Source organism: Parafrankia colletiae, from assembly GCF_001854655.1.
Classification (GTDB): domain Bacteria; phylum Actinomycetota; class Actinomycetes; order Frankiales; family Frankiaceae; genus Parafrankia; species Parafrankia colletiae.
Map to the genome: position 1 here is coordinate 1 of NZ_MBLM01000194.1, position 15272 is coordinate 15272.

10 protein-coding genes and 2 pseudogenes are annotated in these 15272 nt (G+C 66.5%); 1 reads left to right on the forward strand and 11 read right to left on the reverse strand.

Annotation, left to right across the window (positions count from 1 at the left end; translation table 11 throughout):
* Nucleotides 1-174: 174 nt before the first annotated feature.
* The 11 genes and pseudogenes from CC117_RS33790 to CC117_RS33835 form a co-directional block, all read right to left on the reverse strand.
* Nucleotides 175-1398, reverse strand: a complete 1224-nt coding sequence (locus tag CC117_RS33790) for a lytic transglycosylase domain-containing protein (protein ID WP_241830657.1) — start codon at nt 1396-1398, stop codon at nt 175-177.
* Between the two features lie 303 nt (nt 1399-1701).
* Nucleotides 1702-2106, reverse strand: a complete 405-nt coding sequence (locus CC117_RS37175; protein ID WP_131803192.1) for a transposase — start codon at nt 2104-2106, stop codon at nt 1702-1704.
* 402 nt (nt 2107-2508) lie between these two features.
* Nucleotides 2509-3572 (reverse strand): annotated as a pseudogene (locus CC117_RS33795) (integrase core domain-containing protein).
* Between the two features lie 309 nt (nt 3573-3881).
* Nucleotides 3882-6296 (reverse strand): GH32 C-terminal domain-containing protein, encoded by a 2415-nt coding sequence (locus CC117_RS33800; RefSeq protein ID WP_198542090.1) that lies wholly within the window; start codon nt 6294-6296, stop codon nt 3882-3884.
* A gap of 34 nt (nt 6297-6330) precedes the next feature.
* Entirely contained in the window at nt 6331-8034 is a 1704-nt protein-coding gene (locus tag CC117_RS38405; protein WP_198542091.1) for a hypothetical protein, read from the reverse strand.
* 74 nt (nt 8035-8108) lie between these two features.
* A complete protein-coding gene (locus CC117_RS33810) occupies nt 8109-9083 on the reverse strand; it encodes a glycoside hydrolase family protein (RefSeq protein ID WP_071092501.1) in 975 nt (324 codons plus the stop codon).
* Nucleotides 9083-10018 (reverse strand): carbohydrate ABC transporter permease, encoded by a 936-nt coding sequence (locus tag CC117_RS33815; RefSeq protein ID WP_116287977.1) that lies wholly within the window; start codon nt 10016-10018, stop codon nt 9083-9085. Before CC117_RS33815 ends, CC117_RS33810 begins: the two co-directional genes overlap by 1 nt.
* The gene (locus CC117_RS33820) at nt 10015-10959 is read right to left on the reverse strand and encodes a carbohydrate ABC transporter permease (RefSeq protein WP_071092503.1); all 945 of its coding nucleotides are present in this window, start codon (nt 10957-10959) and stop codon (nt 10015-10017) included. The genes CC117_RS33815 and CC117_RS33820 overlap by 4 nt, the downstream gene beginning before the upstream one ends.
* An 87-nt stretch (nt 10960-11046) precedes the next feature.
* A complete protein-coding gene (locus tag CC117_RS33825) occupies nt 11047-12336 on the reverse strand; it encodes an ABC transporter substrate-binding protein (protein WP_071092506.1) in 1290 nt (429 codons plus the stop codon).
* A gap of 106 nt (nt 12337-12442) precedes the next feature.
* Entirely contained in the window at nt 12443-13477 is a 1035-nt protein-coding gene (locus CC117_RS33830) for a LacI family DNA-binding transcriptional regulator (RefSeq protein WP_321572657.1), read from the reverse strand.
* Between the two features lie 394 nt (nt 13478-13871).
* The gene (locus tag CC117_RS33835; protein WP_157905508.1) at nt 13872-14780 is read right to left on the reverse strand and encodes a DDE-type integrase/transposase/recombinase; all 909 of its coding nucleotides are present in this window, start codon (nt 14778-14780) and stop codon (nt 13872-13874) included.
* A gap of 288 nt (nt 14781-15068) precedes the next feature.
* Here CC117_RS33835 and CC117_RS37765 point away from each other — a divergent pair.
* Nucleotides 15069-15236: pseudogene (locus CC117_RS37765) on the forward strand (NF041680 family putative transposase); the annotation flags it as partial.
* Nucleotides 15237-15272: the final 36 nt, after the last annotated feature.

Consider the following 15272-nt stretch of genomic DNA (forward strand, 5'->3'; position numbering starts at 1 on the left):
CCGAACGCGCCCTGCGCCGCCTCACCCACCAGGCCAACGCCCTCGGTTACACCGTCCGCTTCGACCCCCTCCCCGAGGCTGCCTGACCCCGGGACACGCTGCCACCTCACGTTATTTTTCGGGTCAGACCCGGCATTCGTGGATGAGCCCACCGAGCCGATCATGTCGGACGGGTTATTCCGAAAGTGCGCCTGAAGTCACACCCGTGGAGGTGGTCGGCGTTTCGGCGGGTCGGGCGGGCGGGATGGTTGTTGCGGTAACAGCACTATCCGATGATTCGCGAGATCCGGCCTGGGCTACAGGCGAGGGAACGGCGGTATCCGATGGGGTCGGGGTGGGAGTGGGTACTGGGGTGGGTGAGGTGCGTGGTGGCTCGGAGGGCTCTGGGCTACTTGTCCGTGTCGGAGCTGATGGTGTGGGGCTCGGTTCACGGGGAGTGAGGGGGATGATCGTGACGCCGGGCAGGGTTCTGGCCGGGGTTGGTGTGGTCGGTGTCGGCGTGGCGGTGCCTGCTGGCGCAGGCGGGCTGGTCGTGGCTGCCGGGGTTCCAGGTGGTGCAGGCATGCTGGGCTGGTCGGGTGGCGGGGGTGTGGTCGGCGAGGGGCCGCTGGGGAGGGCGGCCGCGCCGCCTTGGCGGTAGCCGCTCAGCCAGGTGAGGACGGTGCGGACGTAGGCGTCGGAGGGGTTGTAGGAGTAGATGGCGGCGCGGAGCTGGTCGGGGTTGTTCAGGTCGCGGCCCGCGGCGCAGAGGTAATGCCCGGCGGCGAGGGTGGCGTCGAAGATGTTGTGGGGGTCGTTGCGTCCGTCGCCGGAGCCGTCGCGACCGGAGGTTCGCCAGGTGGTGGGGATGAACTGCATAGGTCCGACGGCACGGTCGTAGGTGGTGTCGTGGTCGAGGGTGCCGTTGTCGGTGTCGCGGATGAGGGCGACGTTGCCGGTGCCGTTCAGGGGTGGGCCGAGGATGGGCGGGGTGATGGTGCCGTCGTCGGTAATGGGGCGGCCGGTGCCATGACCGGATTCGATTTTGCCGATGGCAGCGAGGAGTTCCCAGGGCAGGTGACAGTCGGGCTTGTCCTGGGCGAGCCGGTCGGTGGCCTCTTTGTAGGCGGTCAGGACCCGTGCCGGGATGCCTCTGTCAGCGACAGTGAGGGTGATCGCCGGGCCTGCGCTGCTGTCGTTGGTGGGTGCGGTGGCAGTGGCGGCGAGCGTCTCGGTGGTCAGGGCGGACGGGTCCGTGGATTCGGTGCCGCCGCTTCGGCCGGGAACGAGGTCGGGCATGGTCCAGTCGCCGGGTCGCAGGAGTGCGGAGCCGGTAGGGCCGTGCTGGCCGGTGCTGCCGCGGGGGGCGCCGGCGGCGCAGAACAGCATGAGGCCGGTCGCCAGGATTGCCGGCAGCATCGCTGCGCGTATCAGGCCGGCGCGGTGTCTACGGTGGGCGGCCGGTTGATGCGTGCGGCGGCGGTGCCGTGCGTGCGCGTGCGTGGTTCGTCGGTGTCGAGGGCCTCCCTGCGGGTCGGAGGAAGAGCGCAGGGCTCGGTACAGGGRCTGGGTGTAGGAGATCGTGGGGTGCGTCCGGCTGGGGGAGAACGGCCCGGCTGGACGGGTGTGTGCGGATCCCGGTCCTCCTCGGGGTTTCGGGTGGGGTGGGGCGGGGGCTGGTTGCCGATGCCGGCTCACCGGTGCGGCTCCCTTCGCGTTGGGTCAGTCGGCGGGCGTAGCGGAGCCTGAGGGTGTGCTGTGCGATGGTGGGGTCGTGGTCCGCCGCGGGGGTACCGAGGCGGATGCCGATTCAGCAACTCTGGTGGTGCCCTGGCGCGGGTCGGACGTCGCCGGCGTGGGGCGGGTGTCCTGGATGCGACGCAGGGTCTGGCGCAGGCGGGTGACTTCTTGGTTGAGGCGTCTGAGCTCTGCTTGCTGCTCCCGGCGTAGCTGCCGGTCGAGGTCACTCGCGATCTCTGCCTCGCGGACCCATCCGCGCAGCGTTTCGGCGCTCATCCCGAAGGCTGCGGCGACGGTGGTGATGGCTTGCCAGGTGGAGCGGTGCTGGGGCCGGATGCGCGCGGCCTGGGCTCGCAACGGCGGCGGGTATCTACTGGGCCGGCCCATGACAGGCTCCTGAGTCTGGGGAATGGCATCCCGAGGGTTTGATAGCGGGCGCAAGAGGAATTTCGAGCCGCGTTGCGCCGACACGCGGTTCCGTCCCTCGATGGGAACGCGAAGGAGAACTCCGGGCTGTTGTCTGTCTCCTCGCAGGGTGAGCTCGCCAGTGAGCACCCCGACGAAGGAAGCCGCGAGGAAAAAGTTTGACCGCCGCGTGCTTAGTGGTACCGCGAGGGAGGCTTCCGGCCCGGGGTAGGACTATGACAGAGGACAGGGGCATTGTCAGCCGATCCGCGGGAGAAGCTCCCTACTGCCCCTAACGATCAGCCCCAGCCTGTGGGGCTCCAGAACCCCGATTCGGCCTGTGAGCTGGCCTTTTGCGGTTGATGCAATCTTCCGCGGGGGTCGCTAGGCGGCGTTGCGGTATTCGTTGATCATGCCGCCGAGGATGCGTGCGCGACGGATGGTGGACCCCGAGGTCGGGGTGACCACGGCTGGCGGGTCGGGTGGGTGCTGGCCGAGGGAGCGGTGAGGCCGGTGGGTGTTGAAATGCTTCGCGTAGCTGTCGAGGACTGACGTCAGGTTCCGTTCGGAGACGATAAGTAATCTGTCGGTGCATTCACGGCGGGCGGTGCCGACCCGGCGTTCCGCGATCGATTTCGTCTGCGGGGCTTGCGGGGGTGTGCATACCACGTCGATAACGGCCCTGGTGAAGACAGCGTCGAAGGAAGCCGTGAACTTCGTGTCGCGGTCACGGAGGAGGAACCGGAACCGGTGGCCACACTCGTCGAGATCCATCAGTAGGTTCCGTGCCTGCTGGGTGACCCACGCCGCGGTCGGGTGCTTCGCGACTCCGAGGACGTGGACTCGGCGGGCGGCGTGTTCGACGACGAAAAACACGTAGATCCGCTGCGAGAACACGGTATCCACCGTGAAGAAATCGCAGGCCAGCAGGCCGGACGCCTGCGCGCGCAGGAACGTCCGCCAGGAGGCGTCAGCCCGCCGAGGTGCGGGGTCGACGCCGGCGCGGTGCAGGATCCGCCAGACAGTGACGACCCCGACCGGGTAGCCCAACCCGATCAGTTCGCCCTGGATCCGGCGGTGGCCCCAGATCGGGTTCTCCCGCGCGAGGCGCAGGACCAGCTCGCGGATCTCCCGGCGAACCGGCGGCCGCCCAGAGGTCTTGCGTGGATAGGTCCATTTGYGTGCGAGGAGCTCACGGTGYCAGCACAGCAYGGTGGCCGGGGTGACGAAAAACGACCCCACCGAGCCCGGGGCAGCAGCCGGGACAGGGCTGCGAGGATCACCCGATCCGCCGGTTCCAATGCCGGACGACTCACCTGCCGTCGCAGCACCGCCACCTGATGTCGCAGGACGAGGAGCTCCACGTCTTTCGCGGTGTCGCCACGCACGCGGAGCAACATCAGTCCGAGAGCGTTGCGTGTCAGGGCGTAGAGCAGCGACCACACCATGACCATCCAGCCTGCCCGACACAGGCCCAGTCCGGCGGGCAAACACGCAGGTCACCGCCCAAATCAGGGTTCTGGAGCCCCACACGCCCGCGGGATCGACGAGGTTTTTCAGGCGGTCAAGCATGGGCTGAAACGCATGCAGTACCGGCCCGAGCTCCTCGTCGGGTTCTTCACCGAAACCGGACTGGCCTGGGAAAATCTCCGATCAACATAACCCCGCACATTAATCATCAGTATCCCCTTGATTATGCCATGAGAGGCGGAGGGGCCGGCGGCCGGCCCGGCATGGCCGGCCGCCGGTGTGTCAGGTCAGGAATGCGTCGTCGACTCCGGCCCGGCGGCTTGGAGCTGCCAGACGTCGACCTGCGTGAAGCGGGTCTCGCCGCCTTCCGAGTACAGCGCCAGACCGGTGCTCGCCGCCGCACCGTCAGCTCCCCGGCTCGTCGGGTAGATCCGGTTCGAGAACGCCGCGGCGTCGTTGATGAACACGTCGATCACCGAGTGGTCGATGAAGATGTGGAACGTCCGGGGCTTGCCGAAGGCGGCCTCGTCGTAGGCGCCGCGTAGCAGCACGGCCTCCTCGTTCTCGAAGTTGTGACTCGAGCGGGTCTTGTCGATCACGAGGTCGCCGTCGTCGTAGTAGATTCGTGTGATTTCCGCGCCGTCGGGCGAAACGCTGATGTACAGGCCGTACCGCGTGCCGGTGGCGTCCGGGTCAATCTGGGCAACAATCTCCACCTGGTTGCCCGACGCGGCGAGGATGTGCTCCCCGGTCACGACGACATCGGACTCCGTCTGCGGCGATCCGGCCCGCAGCGTCGTGAGCTGGGCGAGGGCCCGCTGACCGAGAGTGTGGCCGTCGTCGAGCAGGCGCCACTCGCGGGGCACGCTGAACGTGTGCGCCCAGCCCAGGTCGAGCTGCATCTGCGAACTGGAACGCTCGTCGACGATGCCGATGGCCACGGGGTTCCCGTTCGGACCGCGCGCGACCGTCGGCGAAAGGTGGCCGTGGATCACGTCGAGGGGCTTCGGCTGCGCGTAGTCGGGGGTGAACTGGCTGCCGTCCCACGTTCCCGTCCAGTAGACCGATCGCGTGTAGGGCTCGGTGAGCTTGGACACGGACCTGCCGATCGGGCTGACGATGAAGACGTACTTGTCCTGCCCTTCGTGAGTCCCGATCTTCTCGAAGACCGGCATCTCCCAGATCGCCGAGCCGATGTCCATCGACCCGAACGGGATCGTGGAGAACGGTCTAGCCGCCCGCGTCCACTGCCCCTGGATATCCTGGGCCGTGTAGTGCTCCACGGCCCCGCCGGCGTCGGTCGCCGCACCGATGATCATGTGCCAAGTGCTGCCCTCCTGCCAGAGGTACGGGTCGCGGAAGTCGGCGACGTGCGCCGGGGCGTTCTTGTCGATGAGCCCGGCCTCCGCCTTTGTCCAGCTCACCAGGCCAGGGTCGGTGCTGGACGCGCGCGCGATACCCGGGTCGAAGGGGCCGCCGAAGTTCACCGTGGTGAAGAACGCATGCGCGGTACCGTCCACCGACACGACGTCGCCGGACCAGATGCCCTTTGATCCTTGTGCCGTCAGGCCGTTCCCAGCGATTGCCCCCAGCCTCGCCTCACGGTCGTTCAGCTCCGGGTGCAGCGCGTCGGGCAGGTTTGTCCAGTGCACCAGGTCCGTGCTGGTCATGTGGCCCCAGTGCATCTGCCACTTGAACGGGCCATTCGGTGTGCGCTGGTAGAACATGTGGTATTTACAGTCGTGTCTGACCAGGCCGTGCGGCTCGTTGGTCCAGTTGGCCGGAGGCATCGCGTGATACCGCGGCCGGAGGATGTCGTCCGCGAACCGTAAATCGGTCACCTGGAGTGCGACGTCCTGCGCCGGGCTCGCACCGGCGATCCCAGCGGCGTACTCGGCCGTGAGCGTATCGGCACCGCGCGCGACGTCGTAGATCCGCGTGTCGTCGTACGCCGCGTTGAGCGCGTTGATGAGAAAGACGCCGGTCGTGAGGTCCTCGCTGGCCTTGCCGATCACCAACGGTGCACTGGCGGCCTGCTCAAACAGTGTCCCGGCCGGGATAGCGACCCTAGCCWCCTTCGGCCCGGCGACATCATCCAGGTGCAGCCGCAGCTCCCCAGCCTCGCCGTCGACGACGGCGGCGATCTGCACCCACTCATACAGCGGGAACAGCCATGGCGCCTTGACCGTGTGCCACTGCCCGCCGACRTGCGCTGTGAACCACCACTCGCCGTACGTGTTGATGGCGATGTCGAACCCTGCGTCGTCGGACCGCTGGTAGATGATCGATGATGGGGTGAGGTCGTCATACGGCCGCTCGCTATCCGAGGGGTAGCTCTCGAGTGCGATCCACGTCTGGACCGTCATCTGCGACGTGAGCGGCGTGGTGAACTGGCCAGTCGCCCAGGTCGAGAAACCGTCGGTGCGGAAGGCACTGCCACGCACGCCCGGCACCCGCTCGGCCGGGTTGTTGGTGACGTGGACGTCGAAGGTCGCCTGGCCGATCTCGTCGAGGATCGTCGCCGAGCCGTTCGGCTGTTCGTACGACAGCTGCAGGACAGGGTCACCGGTGGCGGCCGCCGCGGGGCGGAAGAGCGCGCCCGTCGCGACCATGGCAGCAGTCACGGCTGCGCTCTGCAGGAAGGTCCGCCGRCCTAACCGGGGCAGGTCGTGGGTCGGTCGTGGGTCTCGGTCTTCCACCATTGGAATCACCTTTCGTCGTGTCGCGGGGATGCCGTCAAAGGGTTGTGCTCTGGGGCGCCGCGCTCGCGCCGCCGGTGCTGCTCTCGCAGGGTCTGGTCGATGTTTCGGCCGACCTTTGCCCGGCCGCGTGGTCGATGACGTAGGCGATGTTGTCGACCGAGCCGCTATCGTGCGCCGACTTTCCGGAGCCTCCGCCGAACGACGTGTGCACCGTGTCATCGGTCAGAGTTCTGACGTCGTCGACGTTGAGGTGTCCGGTCGTTGAGTTATCGACAAGCCGGAGGCGGACCGTCTTCCCGTTGTGTCCGGAGAGGTCGAGGACTACTTCCTCATAGGTCTCACGGGAAGTACCGACGCCCACGCGGGCAAGTTCCTGGCCGTCGGCGTCCGATTCCACCGCGACGTAGACCTCAGGATCGTCCGTCCCGCCGAGCAGGAGCCGGATCTCCTCTCCGCTTCCGACGACGAACCGGGGCGAGGTCAACGTTCCTATCAGGCAATCTCCCTGAGCCCCTCCCCACAGGTGGTACGTCCCCTGCGCAGCGAACGGTTCACCGTCTGGAGTCTCGATCGCAGAGCTGACGGTCGCCTCGGAGAACGCCTCGCCGTCCACGGCCCAGCCCTGCAGGCTCCCGGCCTCGAAGCCGGCGTTGTCGAACTCGTGGCTGACGACGTCGTCGGCCGTGTCGAAGGCATCGACGTTGATGTGCCCCCATCCGCCCGCGGCGTCGTCCACGATCCGGAAGTAGAGCTCCTCACCGAGATAGTCGGCTGCGTTCCACCGCACCGGGCTGTACGCCTCGGAGTCGGCGAAGGCGGAGTTTGTTGCCCGCATGAGCTCGGCGTCATCGGAGACGCGGTGYAGGGCCACGTAGAGGTTCTCGAGGTCGTTGCCGCCGCCGATCAGGAACTCGATCGCACCGGTACCCCCTAGGGTGAAGGACGACGACGTGAGGGTGCCGGTCTCGTCGTCGGATACGTTGTTCRCGCCCCACAGGTGGTACTCACCATCGTGATTGAACGGGCCGCCCCATCCCCACTCCGTCCGGTTCGTGACCTGCGCCGCACTGAACGCGCGCCCGGTCGCCGTCCAGCCTGTCAGATCGCCGGTCTCGAAACCCGGGTTGACTATCTGGGAGATTGAACGCTCCGTGTAGGTGCGCACGTCATCGAGGTTGAGATGGCCCCATCCACCCGTCGCCGTGTCGACGGCCTCGAGGTAGAGCTCCTGTCCCAGGTGGGCCGACGCGTCCCACACGACGCGGTTGAGTTTCTCGGAGTCGGCAAACGCGGTGTTCGTGGCCCGCATGAGCTCGGCGTCATCGGAGACGCGGTGCAGTGCGACGTATAAGTTCTCGAGGTTGTTGCCACCGCCCAGCAGGAAGCTGATCTCGCCGGTCCCCGCCAGCGTGAAGGTGGAGGAACGCAATCGGCCGGTCGGTGCGTCACCGACACCAGTTGCCGCCCCCCACAGGTGATACGTGCCCTCGGGGTTGAAGCAGCAGCCCCATCCCCAACCGGCGGCGTCGGAGACCGTTGCGTCGGTGAATGCCTGTCCCTCGATGACGTTCCACCCGGTGAGGTCGCCGGTCTCGAAACTGGGGTTGTCGATCGTGGTGGGGGCGGCGGCCTTCCCGGGCTGAGCGAYGGTCAGCACCCCGATCAGGGCGAGTGCTGTCACCAGGAACGCTGTGGGCAGCAGGTGCCCGCGTGGTCGTACGGAAGTTAGCCTTCTCATTGCATCTCCTTCGATGTCTGTCCTGAGGGGTGCAGGGACCGGCGGCCGGCCCGGCATGGCCGGCCGCCGGCGTGTCACGCGAGGTGGTCGAAGCGACCGTCGGTCACGTGGAGTCGCCCGTCGGGGGACCAGCCGACGGGTAGCGGATCGGACAGCGCGCCGACGAATGCTCCAGTGCTGTCGGTGTTGCAGAAGGCGAAGAGCCACCAGGCGCCGTCGCGGTCCTGGACGAGGCGGCCCGCGTAGAGGCTCTCGTCGGTCAGCCGGGAGGCTTTCTCGACGTCGTAGGGGCCGATGAGCGTGTCGACCAGTACGGCCCACACGCCACCTCGCTCCCCGGCCGCCCTGCGGTCGTCGCTCAGTTCCGCGTGCAGGCAGCTGAAGATGAGGACGTGGCGCCCGTCGATCGTCGCGACCTGGGGGACCTCGAGCTGACCGAAACCCGCGCCCGGTTCGGACAACGGGGGTCGGACGGTCCAGGTCTCCAGGTCCTGCGAGGTGGCGTGCCCGACGACGCCACGGCTGTCGGGGCTACCGTGGTTGGCCCGGGCGGTCACCAGCATGTGCCACCCGGCGTTGTCGGGTTCAGCGAAGATCCACGGGTCCCGCCATGCTTCGTCGAACCAGTTGACGCCGTCGTACTTCTCGTACCAGGTGGGGTCTGCCTCGCAGAGGGCGTCGGTGGAGGTCTTCTCCCAGGTGTAGAGGTCGTTCGACGTGGCGGTACCTACGCGCTGGACCAGGCCGCCTTCAGCGCGGCTGGTCCCCGTGTAAAATAGGCGCCACGTCCCGTCCGGTGCCCGGACGATGGAGCCGGTCCACGTCGTGAAGTCGTCGAAGGCAGGACCGTCAGACGCGATCAGCGCGTCTTGCACTTCCCGCCACCTGCGAAGGTCGTCGGACACCGCGTGACCGACGCTGACGTGGAAGTGGCGACGGTCCGGATTGCCTAGGGCCCGCGATGCCTTGAGGTAGAAGACATGGTAGTCGTGTCCGTCGTCGACGAACCACATGTCCCAGGTCCAGACGTCAGGAAGAAGGTAAGGCATCAACCCTTGACCCCCGAGGATGCGATGGAGTTGATGAACGAGCGCTGGAACGCCAGGAAGAGCGCGATCACAGGAATCGTGATCAGCGAGGAGTAGGCCATAACCTGGCCCCAGGAGGTGTTGAGCTGGAAGAAGTACTGCAGGCCGATCATCACCGGTCGCTGTTCCTCACTCTGYACAACCATGCGCGGCCACAGGTACGAGTTCCATACGGGAAGGAACGTCAGGATCGCGACCGTCGCGATCGCGGGCCCAGACAGTGGYATGACCACCTTGCGGTAGATGGTGAACCAGCCCGCGCCGTCGATGCGCGCTGCCTCGTCCAGCTCCCGTGGGATCGAGTCGAAATACTGGTAGAAGAGGTAGAGGGCGAAGGCGTTGGCGATGAACGGGATGATCTGCACCTGGTAGGTGTCCAGCCACCCCTGCTTGAAGGCGAGGGAGAAGCCGTCCACCTCCAGCGAGGGCAACTTGTTCACCCACCACAGCAGGGGCAGGGCCAACGTCTCGAACGGCACGATGAGCGTCGCCAGCACCAGGCCGAGGACCAGCCCTCGTCCGCGCCACCGCAGCCGTGCCAGGGCGAAGGCAGCCAGGCTGTTGACGACGATTCCCAACGCCACGGTCAGGCCGGAGATGACAACCGAGTTCAGGAGGAACCGGGTGAAGGGCACCCGGTCGAACACGCCGGCGTAGTTGTCCAGCGAGACGTCTCCGACGGGGACGAAGGCACGCCACGAGCCGAGGTCCGCAAAGATCTGCAGGTCCGGCTTGAGGGAGGACACCAGCATGAAGAGGATCGGGAAAGCGAAGAAGACCACAAGCACACACCGCAGGACTGTGACGGTGAGCGCCCGGCGCCGGGAGCCTGCCTTCTTGCCGCGGGACGCACCTTCCGGGCGCGTCGACGAGGTCGTGATGGACATGGTGCTCATCCCTTCTCCCGGGTGAGGTAGCGCTGGATCAGGGACACGGTCAGCACCATGACGAAGAAGACCAGCGAGATCGCCGAGGCATACCCCGTCTGCAGCTGCTGGTAGCCACTGCGCACGGCTTGGAAGACGACGGTCGTGGTGCTGTCCAGCGGGCCGCCCTGCGTCATCAGGTTGATCTGCGTGAACAGGGAGAATGCGGCGATCGTGATCGTCACGAGGATGAAGGTCCGGGTCTGCATCAGACCCGGYCAGGTCACGAAGCGGAACTGCTGCCAGCGCCCGGCGCCGTCGAGCTCAGAGGCCTCGTACAGCTCGCCCGGGATGGTCTGCAGGCCGGCGAGCCAGATGATCATAGTGAACCCGACGCCCTGCCACACCGACATGAACATGATCGCGGGCATCGCCCATGCCGGTTCGTTCAGCCAGTCGATCGGCGTGAACCGGTCGAAAGTGATCGCCTGCAGGAGCCGGTTGATCAGGCCGTCCGGTTCGTACATGAACCGCCACAGCAGAGACACGACGACCATCGACGTGACGACCRGCAAGAAGTAGACGGTCCGGAAGAACTGCGTGCCTTTGACCTTCGCGTTCACCAGCACAGCAAGGAAGAGCGCCAAACCTGCTTGCACCGGGACGACGACCACTGCGAAGTAGAAGGTATTGCGGACCGAGGCCCAGAACACAGGATCCGTCAGCAACAGCGAGAAGTTGTCGAACCCGATGAACTCCGGAGGATTCGGCGAGATCAGCCGCGCGTTGGTGAACGCCAGTGCGAACGCCAGCACGATCGGAACCAGCAGGAAGAGGATGAACAGGGCGAGCGCCGGGGTGATCATCCACGCTGCGGCCCGGGCGTCCCCCCGCCGCCCCAACGGGCGACGGGCCGAGGTGGCACGGTCGACCGACGACGACGCCGGCATGCGTTGTTGAGTGGTGGCCATGGGTGGCTTCCTTCATGTGTGGGCGCACGGCTGCGGGCGCGACGCCGCGCCCGCAGCCAACGCCCCGGGATGTTCCTAACCGTCAGGTCAGGAGTGGTATCCACCGTTCTGCCGGATGTCGCGATCGATGTCGGCGGCCGCCCTGTCGAGGATCGACTGTGGGTCACCGCCGGCGAGGATGTCGCTCGTCGCCTTCTCGAAGGCCGAGGAGATGTACGGGTAGGCAGGCGTCTCGGGGCGGACGACGGCGAACCGGTCAGCCATCTCCAGGTAGATCCGGTTCTTGCCACCCTCCGCATAGGCCGGGATCTCGGCCGCCGCGTCGAGCGTGGCGGGGATCAGACCCACCGCCTCGGCGTACTGGACGAAGTACTTGGTGTCGTGAGCGAACTCGAGGTACTCCCGTGCGCCGTCAACCTCGTCGCATCCCTTGGCCAGTGCCCACTGCCAGGACCCGGCACCGATCTTGGGGCCGGTGCCGAGGTCCGGCGGAGGAAGCACCACGGCGTCGTCAAACGCGTCCTTGACGGTGCCATCGGCCCAGTTGCCGGTGTAGAGCAGACCGCTGGTGCCGTTCACGAAGTCGGCCGTCGCGTCCTCGCCGGAGGTCTGCGCCATGTATCCATCCTCGACCATGCCGCGGAACCACCGTGCCCATTCAAGCGCCTCGGGTCCGTTCAGCGCTCCCTCGGCGCTCTGGAAGTCGGACCGGTCGATGAGGTCGCCGCCGAAGCTCTGCAGCTGCGGTGAGTAGCCGTAGGAGATCCATTCGCCCGCGCCGCCCGTGCTCATGTCGAGGGCGTAGTCGAAGCGGTCCAGCTTGTCGATCGCAGCGAGGGCGTCCATGAACTCGTCCTTGGTCCACGGGTCATCGACCGTCGGTACTCGAACCCCCGCGTCGTCGAGGGTCGACTGACGACTGAACATAGCGAGCGCGACGTCGAAGTACCCGTAGGCGTACACCTCGCCGTCGACCCGGCCGAGAGTTCCGGCGAGCTGTCCTTCGAAGGTCGCCTCCGGCAGTCCGAGCGGCTGGACGTAGCCGGCCCAGGCCCAGTTGGCGACATTCGGGCTATCGACGTCGACGATGCAGGGCAGGTTGCCGGAAGACGCTGCGGCGACGACCGCGTCGTTGTACGCGTCCTGCGGGAAGTCCTGGATCTTGACCGTGTACCGGTCCTGCTGTGCGTTGAAGTCGTCGACGATGGTGTTGATGATCTCCAGCTCGGCATCGTTGCCGCCGGCGTGCGTCCACAGGTCGATCGTCTGTGGACCGTCGGTGTCGCCCCCACCGGACTCCGCGCTRCACGCCGCTGTCGCTAAGATCGCGAGGACGGTTAAACCGGCCGCGACGATGCGGCGATTTCTGCGAGACAAGGTGCCCTCCAGGTCACTTGTTCGTGTGGATGGTTAGTGCTGCACCGTCAGACCCGGCGTTGGCCCGCCGGTCTGAAGGTTCGCGCCGCTCTCCTGGGGTCTGAACTCAGGAGGGTGGCGCGACCGAGTCCCGGTGGATCACCGGTCCTCGAAGTCGTGCTGTTGGAGCAGGGCCAGTTCCCTGAGACGCCGCGTCGATGCGGTCGAAGAGTTGCTCAGTGGCCCACACCCCCATGTCGTAGTGCGGCAGCTCGATCGTGGTCAGCCCGGGGAAGATCCCGTCTGCGACGAACTCCTGGTTGTCGAAACCCACGATCGACAGGTCCTCAGGAATGCGAAGACCTAGCTCCGTCGCAGCGCGATAGACGCCCATAGCGAGGCGGTCGTTGAAGCAGAAGATCGCCGTCGGGCGCGTGGTGTCCTCTAGCAACCGCCGGGCCGCGGCGTAGCCGCCAGCCGGGTCGGTCTCTGCCGTGACGACCTGCAGGTCGTCGGCGCGAAGCCCCGCCTTTGCGGCACGTCGGCGGAATCCCTCCTCACGGCCGAACGCCGCAGGAATCTCGTCGACATCGTTGATGAACGCCAGTCGGCGGTGTCCCGCGGCCAGCAGGACATCGGCCGCGTCCTCGCCACCGGCAACCTCGTCCGGGACGACCCACGGCACGTTCGGAGTAGTGCACGAAGCGTTGATCAGGACCGTCGGGACYGAAGCCAGCTGAGGAGGCAGCTCGACCGTCCGGTGGTACATCGAAGCGTAGAGGATGCCGTCGACCTGCCTGCGTAACAGCTCCTCGATCTCGCGGTTCTCGACGTCGCGTTGGTAGCCCGTTGAGACCACGAAGACGATCGCGTCTCGCGACAGCGCGACATCCTGAGCGCCAAGAATCAGCTTCCCGGCGAACGGGGTCGTCGCGATCTCGTCGCCGACGAGGCCGATCGTGTTGGACCTCTGGGTACGCAGGCTCTGCGCCAGCCCGTTGGGCACGTAGCCCAGCCGCGTCGCCGCCATCTTGACACGCTTTCGCGTGTCGGGATGCACCCTCTTGCCCGGCACGTCATTGAGGACGTGGGACACGGTGGTGATCGACACGCCTGCCTCAGCAGCGACCTGCTTGATCGTGACTCGTCGTTGCGGCATCATTTGCCCAATCGTTTTGCGGATCCGAACTTTCCCGCATCGAACGCGGCACGTCAAGCCCCTGCGCCAGCACCGCGCATCAACAACACGCTGACGGCGGCGCTCAACTCCCTGTTCATGCCGGGCTCGTGCCGCGCACCGCGAGATCGTCACGAGCCCGCCCGCCGAGCTCGAGGACGACTACTACCGGCGAGGCGCCAGCCGAGCCTCCACTGCATGCGCCTTTGGCGCCGCACTCGAGCGAGGCGCCGGCTCTCCAGCGTCCTTCGTCGGTAGCGGCCGGGCGCGTTGCCGCGTCCGTGCGTGAAAGGTGGCAGGCTTGCGCCACGTCGTCGCGGGTCAATCCCGCTGCAGCAGTCCGGACAGGTTGTAGGCATGGTCATCGACGCGGTAGGTGTCAAGTCAACTGAGACAGTTGGTCGTTGGTCGGTTGGCTCGGAACTGGCTGGTTGATCCACACGGTCTCGGGTAGCCGGGGACGGCCGTGGCCGGCGGGCGAACCGCTCGGGGTGCGCCGCGCGGGCGCGGTCGAGGGTGGCCTGACGGTGGGCCTGGACCTGCTCCGCGGTGCCGAAGTGGACCGGGCGGGAGTGTGGAACCCGATCCCGGAATGGCGATGGTCGTGGTTATAGACGGTGAAGAATCCCTCGCAGAAGGCCCGCGCATCGGCCAGCGACCCGAACCGGCCCGGGAAATCGTAGCTGTACTTCAAGGTTTTGAACTGCGCCTCAGAATAGGGATTTTCATTCGAGGTCCGCGGCCGTGAATGCGACCGATGCACCCCCAGCTCGACGAGGAACTCGGATACCTGCCCGGAGACCATCACCCCACCACGGTCCGCGTGGATCGCCCGCGGCGCGGACCCGTTCCGAGCGATGGCGTCGGCGAGGAAGTCCTTCGCGACCACGGCATCCTCGGCGGCGGCGACAAGCCATCCGGTCACATACCGGGAGTAGATGTCGAGGATCACGTACAGCTTGTACCAGACGCCTTTCTCCGGACCCTTCAACGCGGTGATGTCCCACGACCAGATCTCGTCCGGTCCAGTCGCGGACAGCTCCGGGCGGACCCGGGGCGGGTGGGTCGCCTGCGCCCGGCGTTCCCGAGCCTGTCCGGCCGCGCGGGCGATGCGGTACATCGTCGACAGCGAGCACCAGTACCGGCCGGCGTCCAGCTCACGGGCCCAGACCTGCAGGATCGCCAGATCCTGGTACTCGTCCCGGGCCAGCACCGCGAGCACCTCGGCGCGTTCGGTGTCGCTCAGCGCCGTCGGCAGGGTCTTGCGTGCCGGCCACGGGCCGTGCAACCGGCCACCAGCAGCGGCATGACGGTAGTGCGTCGCCCTCGACCGGCCTGTATAGGCGCGCGCCCGTTTCTCCGGCATCCCCGCGGCACGCAGCTCGTCAAAAGCACCGTTCAGGACCTGGTCTACTGCTTCTCGGTGTCCGTGCTCTCGGAGATCTGTTCCAAGCTTGAGATTAATCATCACATGATTGATTTTGACGACTTTAGCGATCTTCCAGACAGGTGGGCTCTGTTCGCGTGATCGCGTCTCCTCGCTGAGGCCAACCCGGGCCACGTGAAGGTCGTAGAGGTGAGTTTTCCGCACGAGAACGCCAATGTTGAATCGTTGCCTGCATTGACCCGTTTCCGTGATGGTTTCTACGATTGTTTGGACTCTCGGGCGGACACGCTGTTCGAACTGGCGGACGCGGTGATCTGCACGGAAGGCCCGGTGACCTCTCTAGTCGAGTTGTCGCTAGTGCGTTGACCAGGAACTTTTCCGGTTGTGGGTGGG

Bases quoted from the DNA above. Each gene is read 5' to 3' on its own strand.
- CC117_RS33790 (WP_241830657.1), bottom strand. From the start codon at position 1,398: ATGCTGCCGGCAATCCTGGCGACCGGCCTCATGCTGTTCTGCGCCGCC.
- CC117_RS33810 (WP_071092501.1), bottom strand. From the start codon at position 9,083: ATGCCTTACCTTCTTCCTGACGTCTGGACCTGGGACATGTGGTTCGTC.
- CC117_RS37175 (WP_131803192.1), bottom strand. From the start codon at position 2,106: ATGGGCCGGCCCAGTAGATACCCGCCGCCGTTGCGAGCCCAGGCCGCG.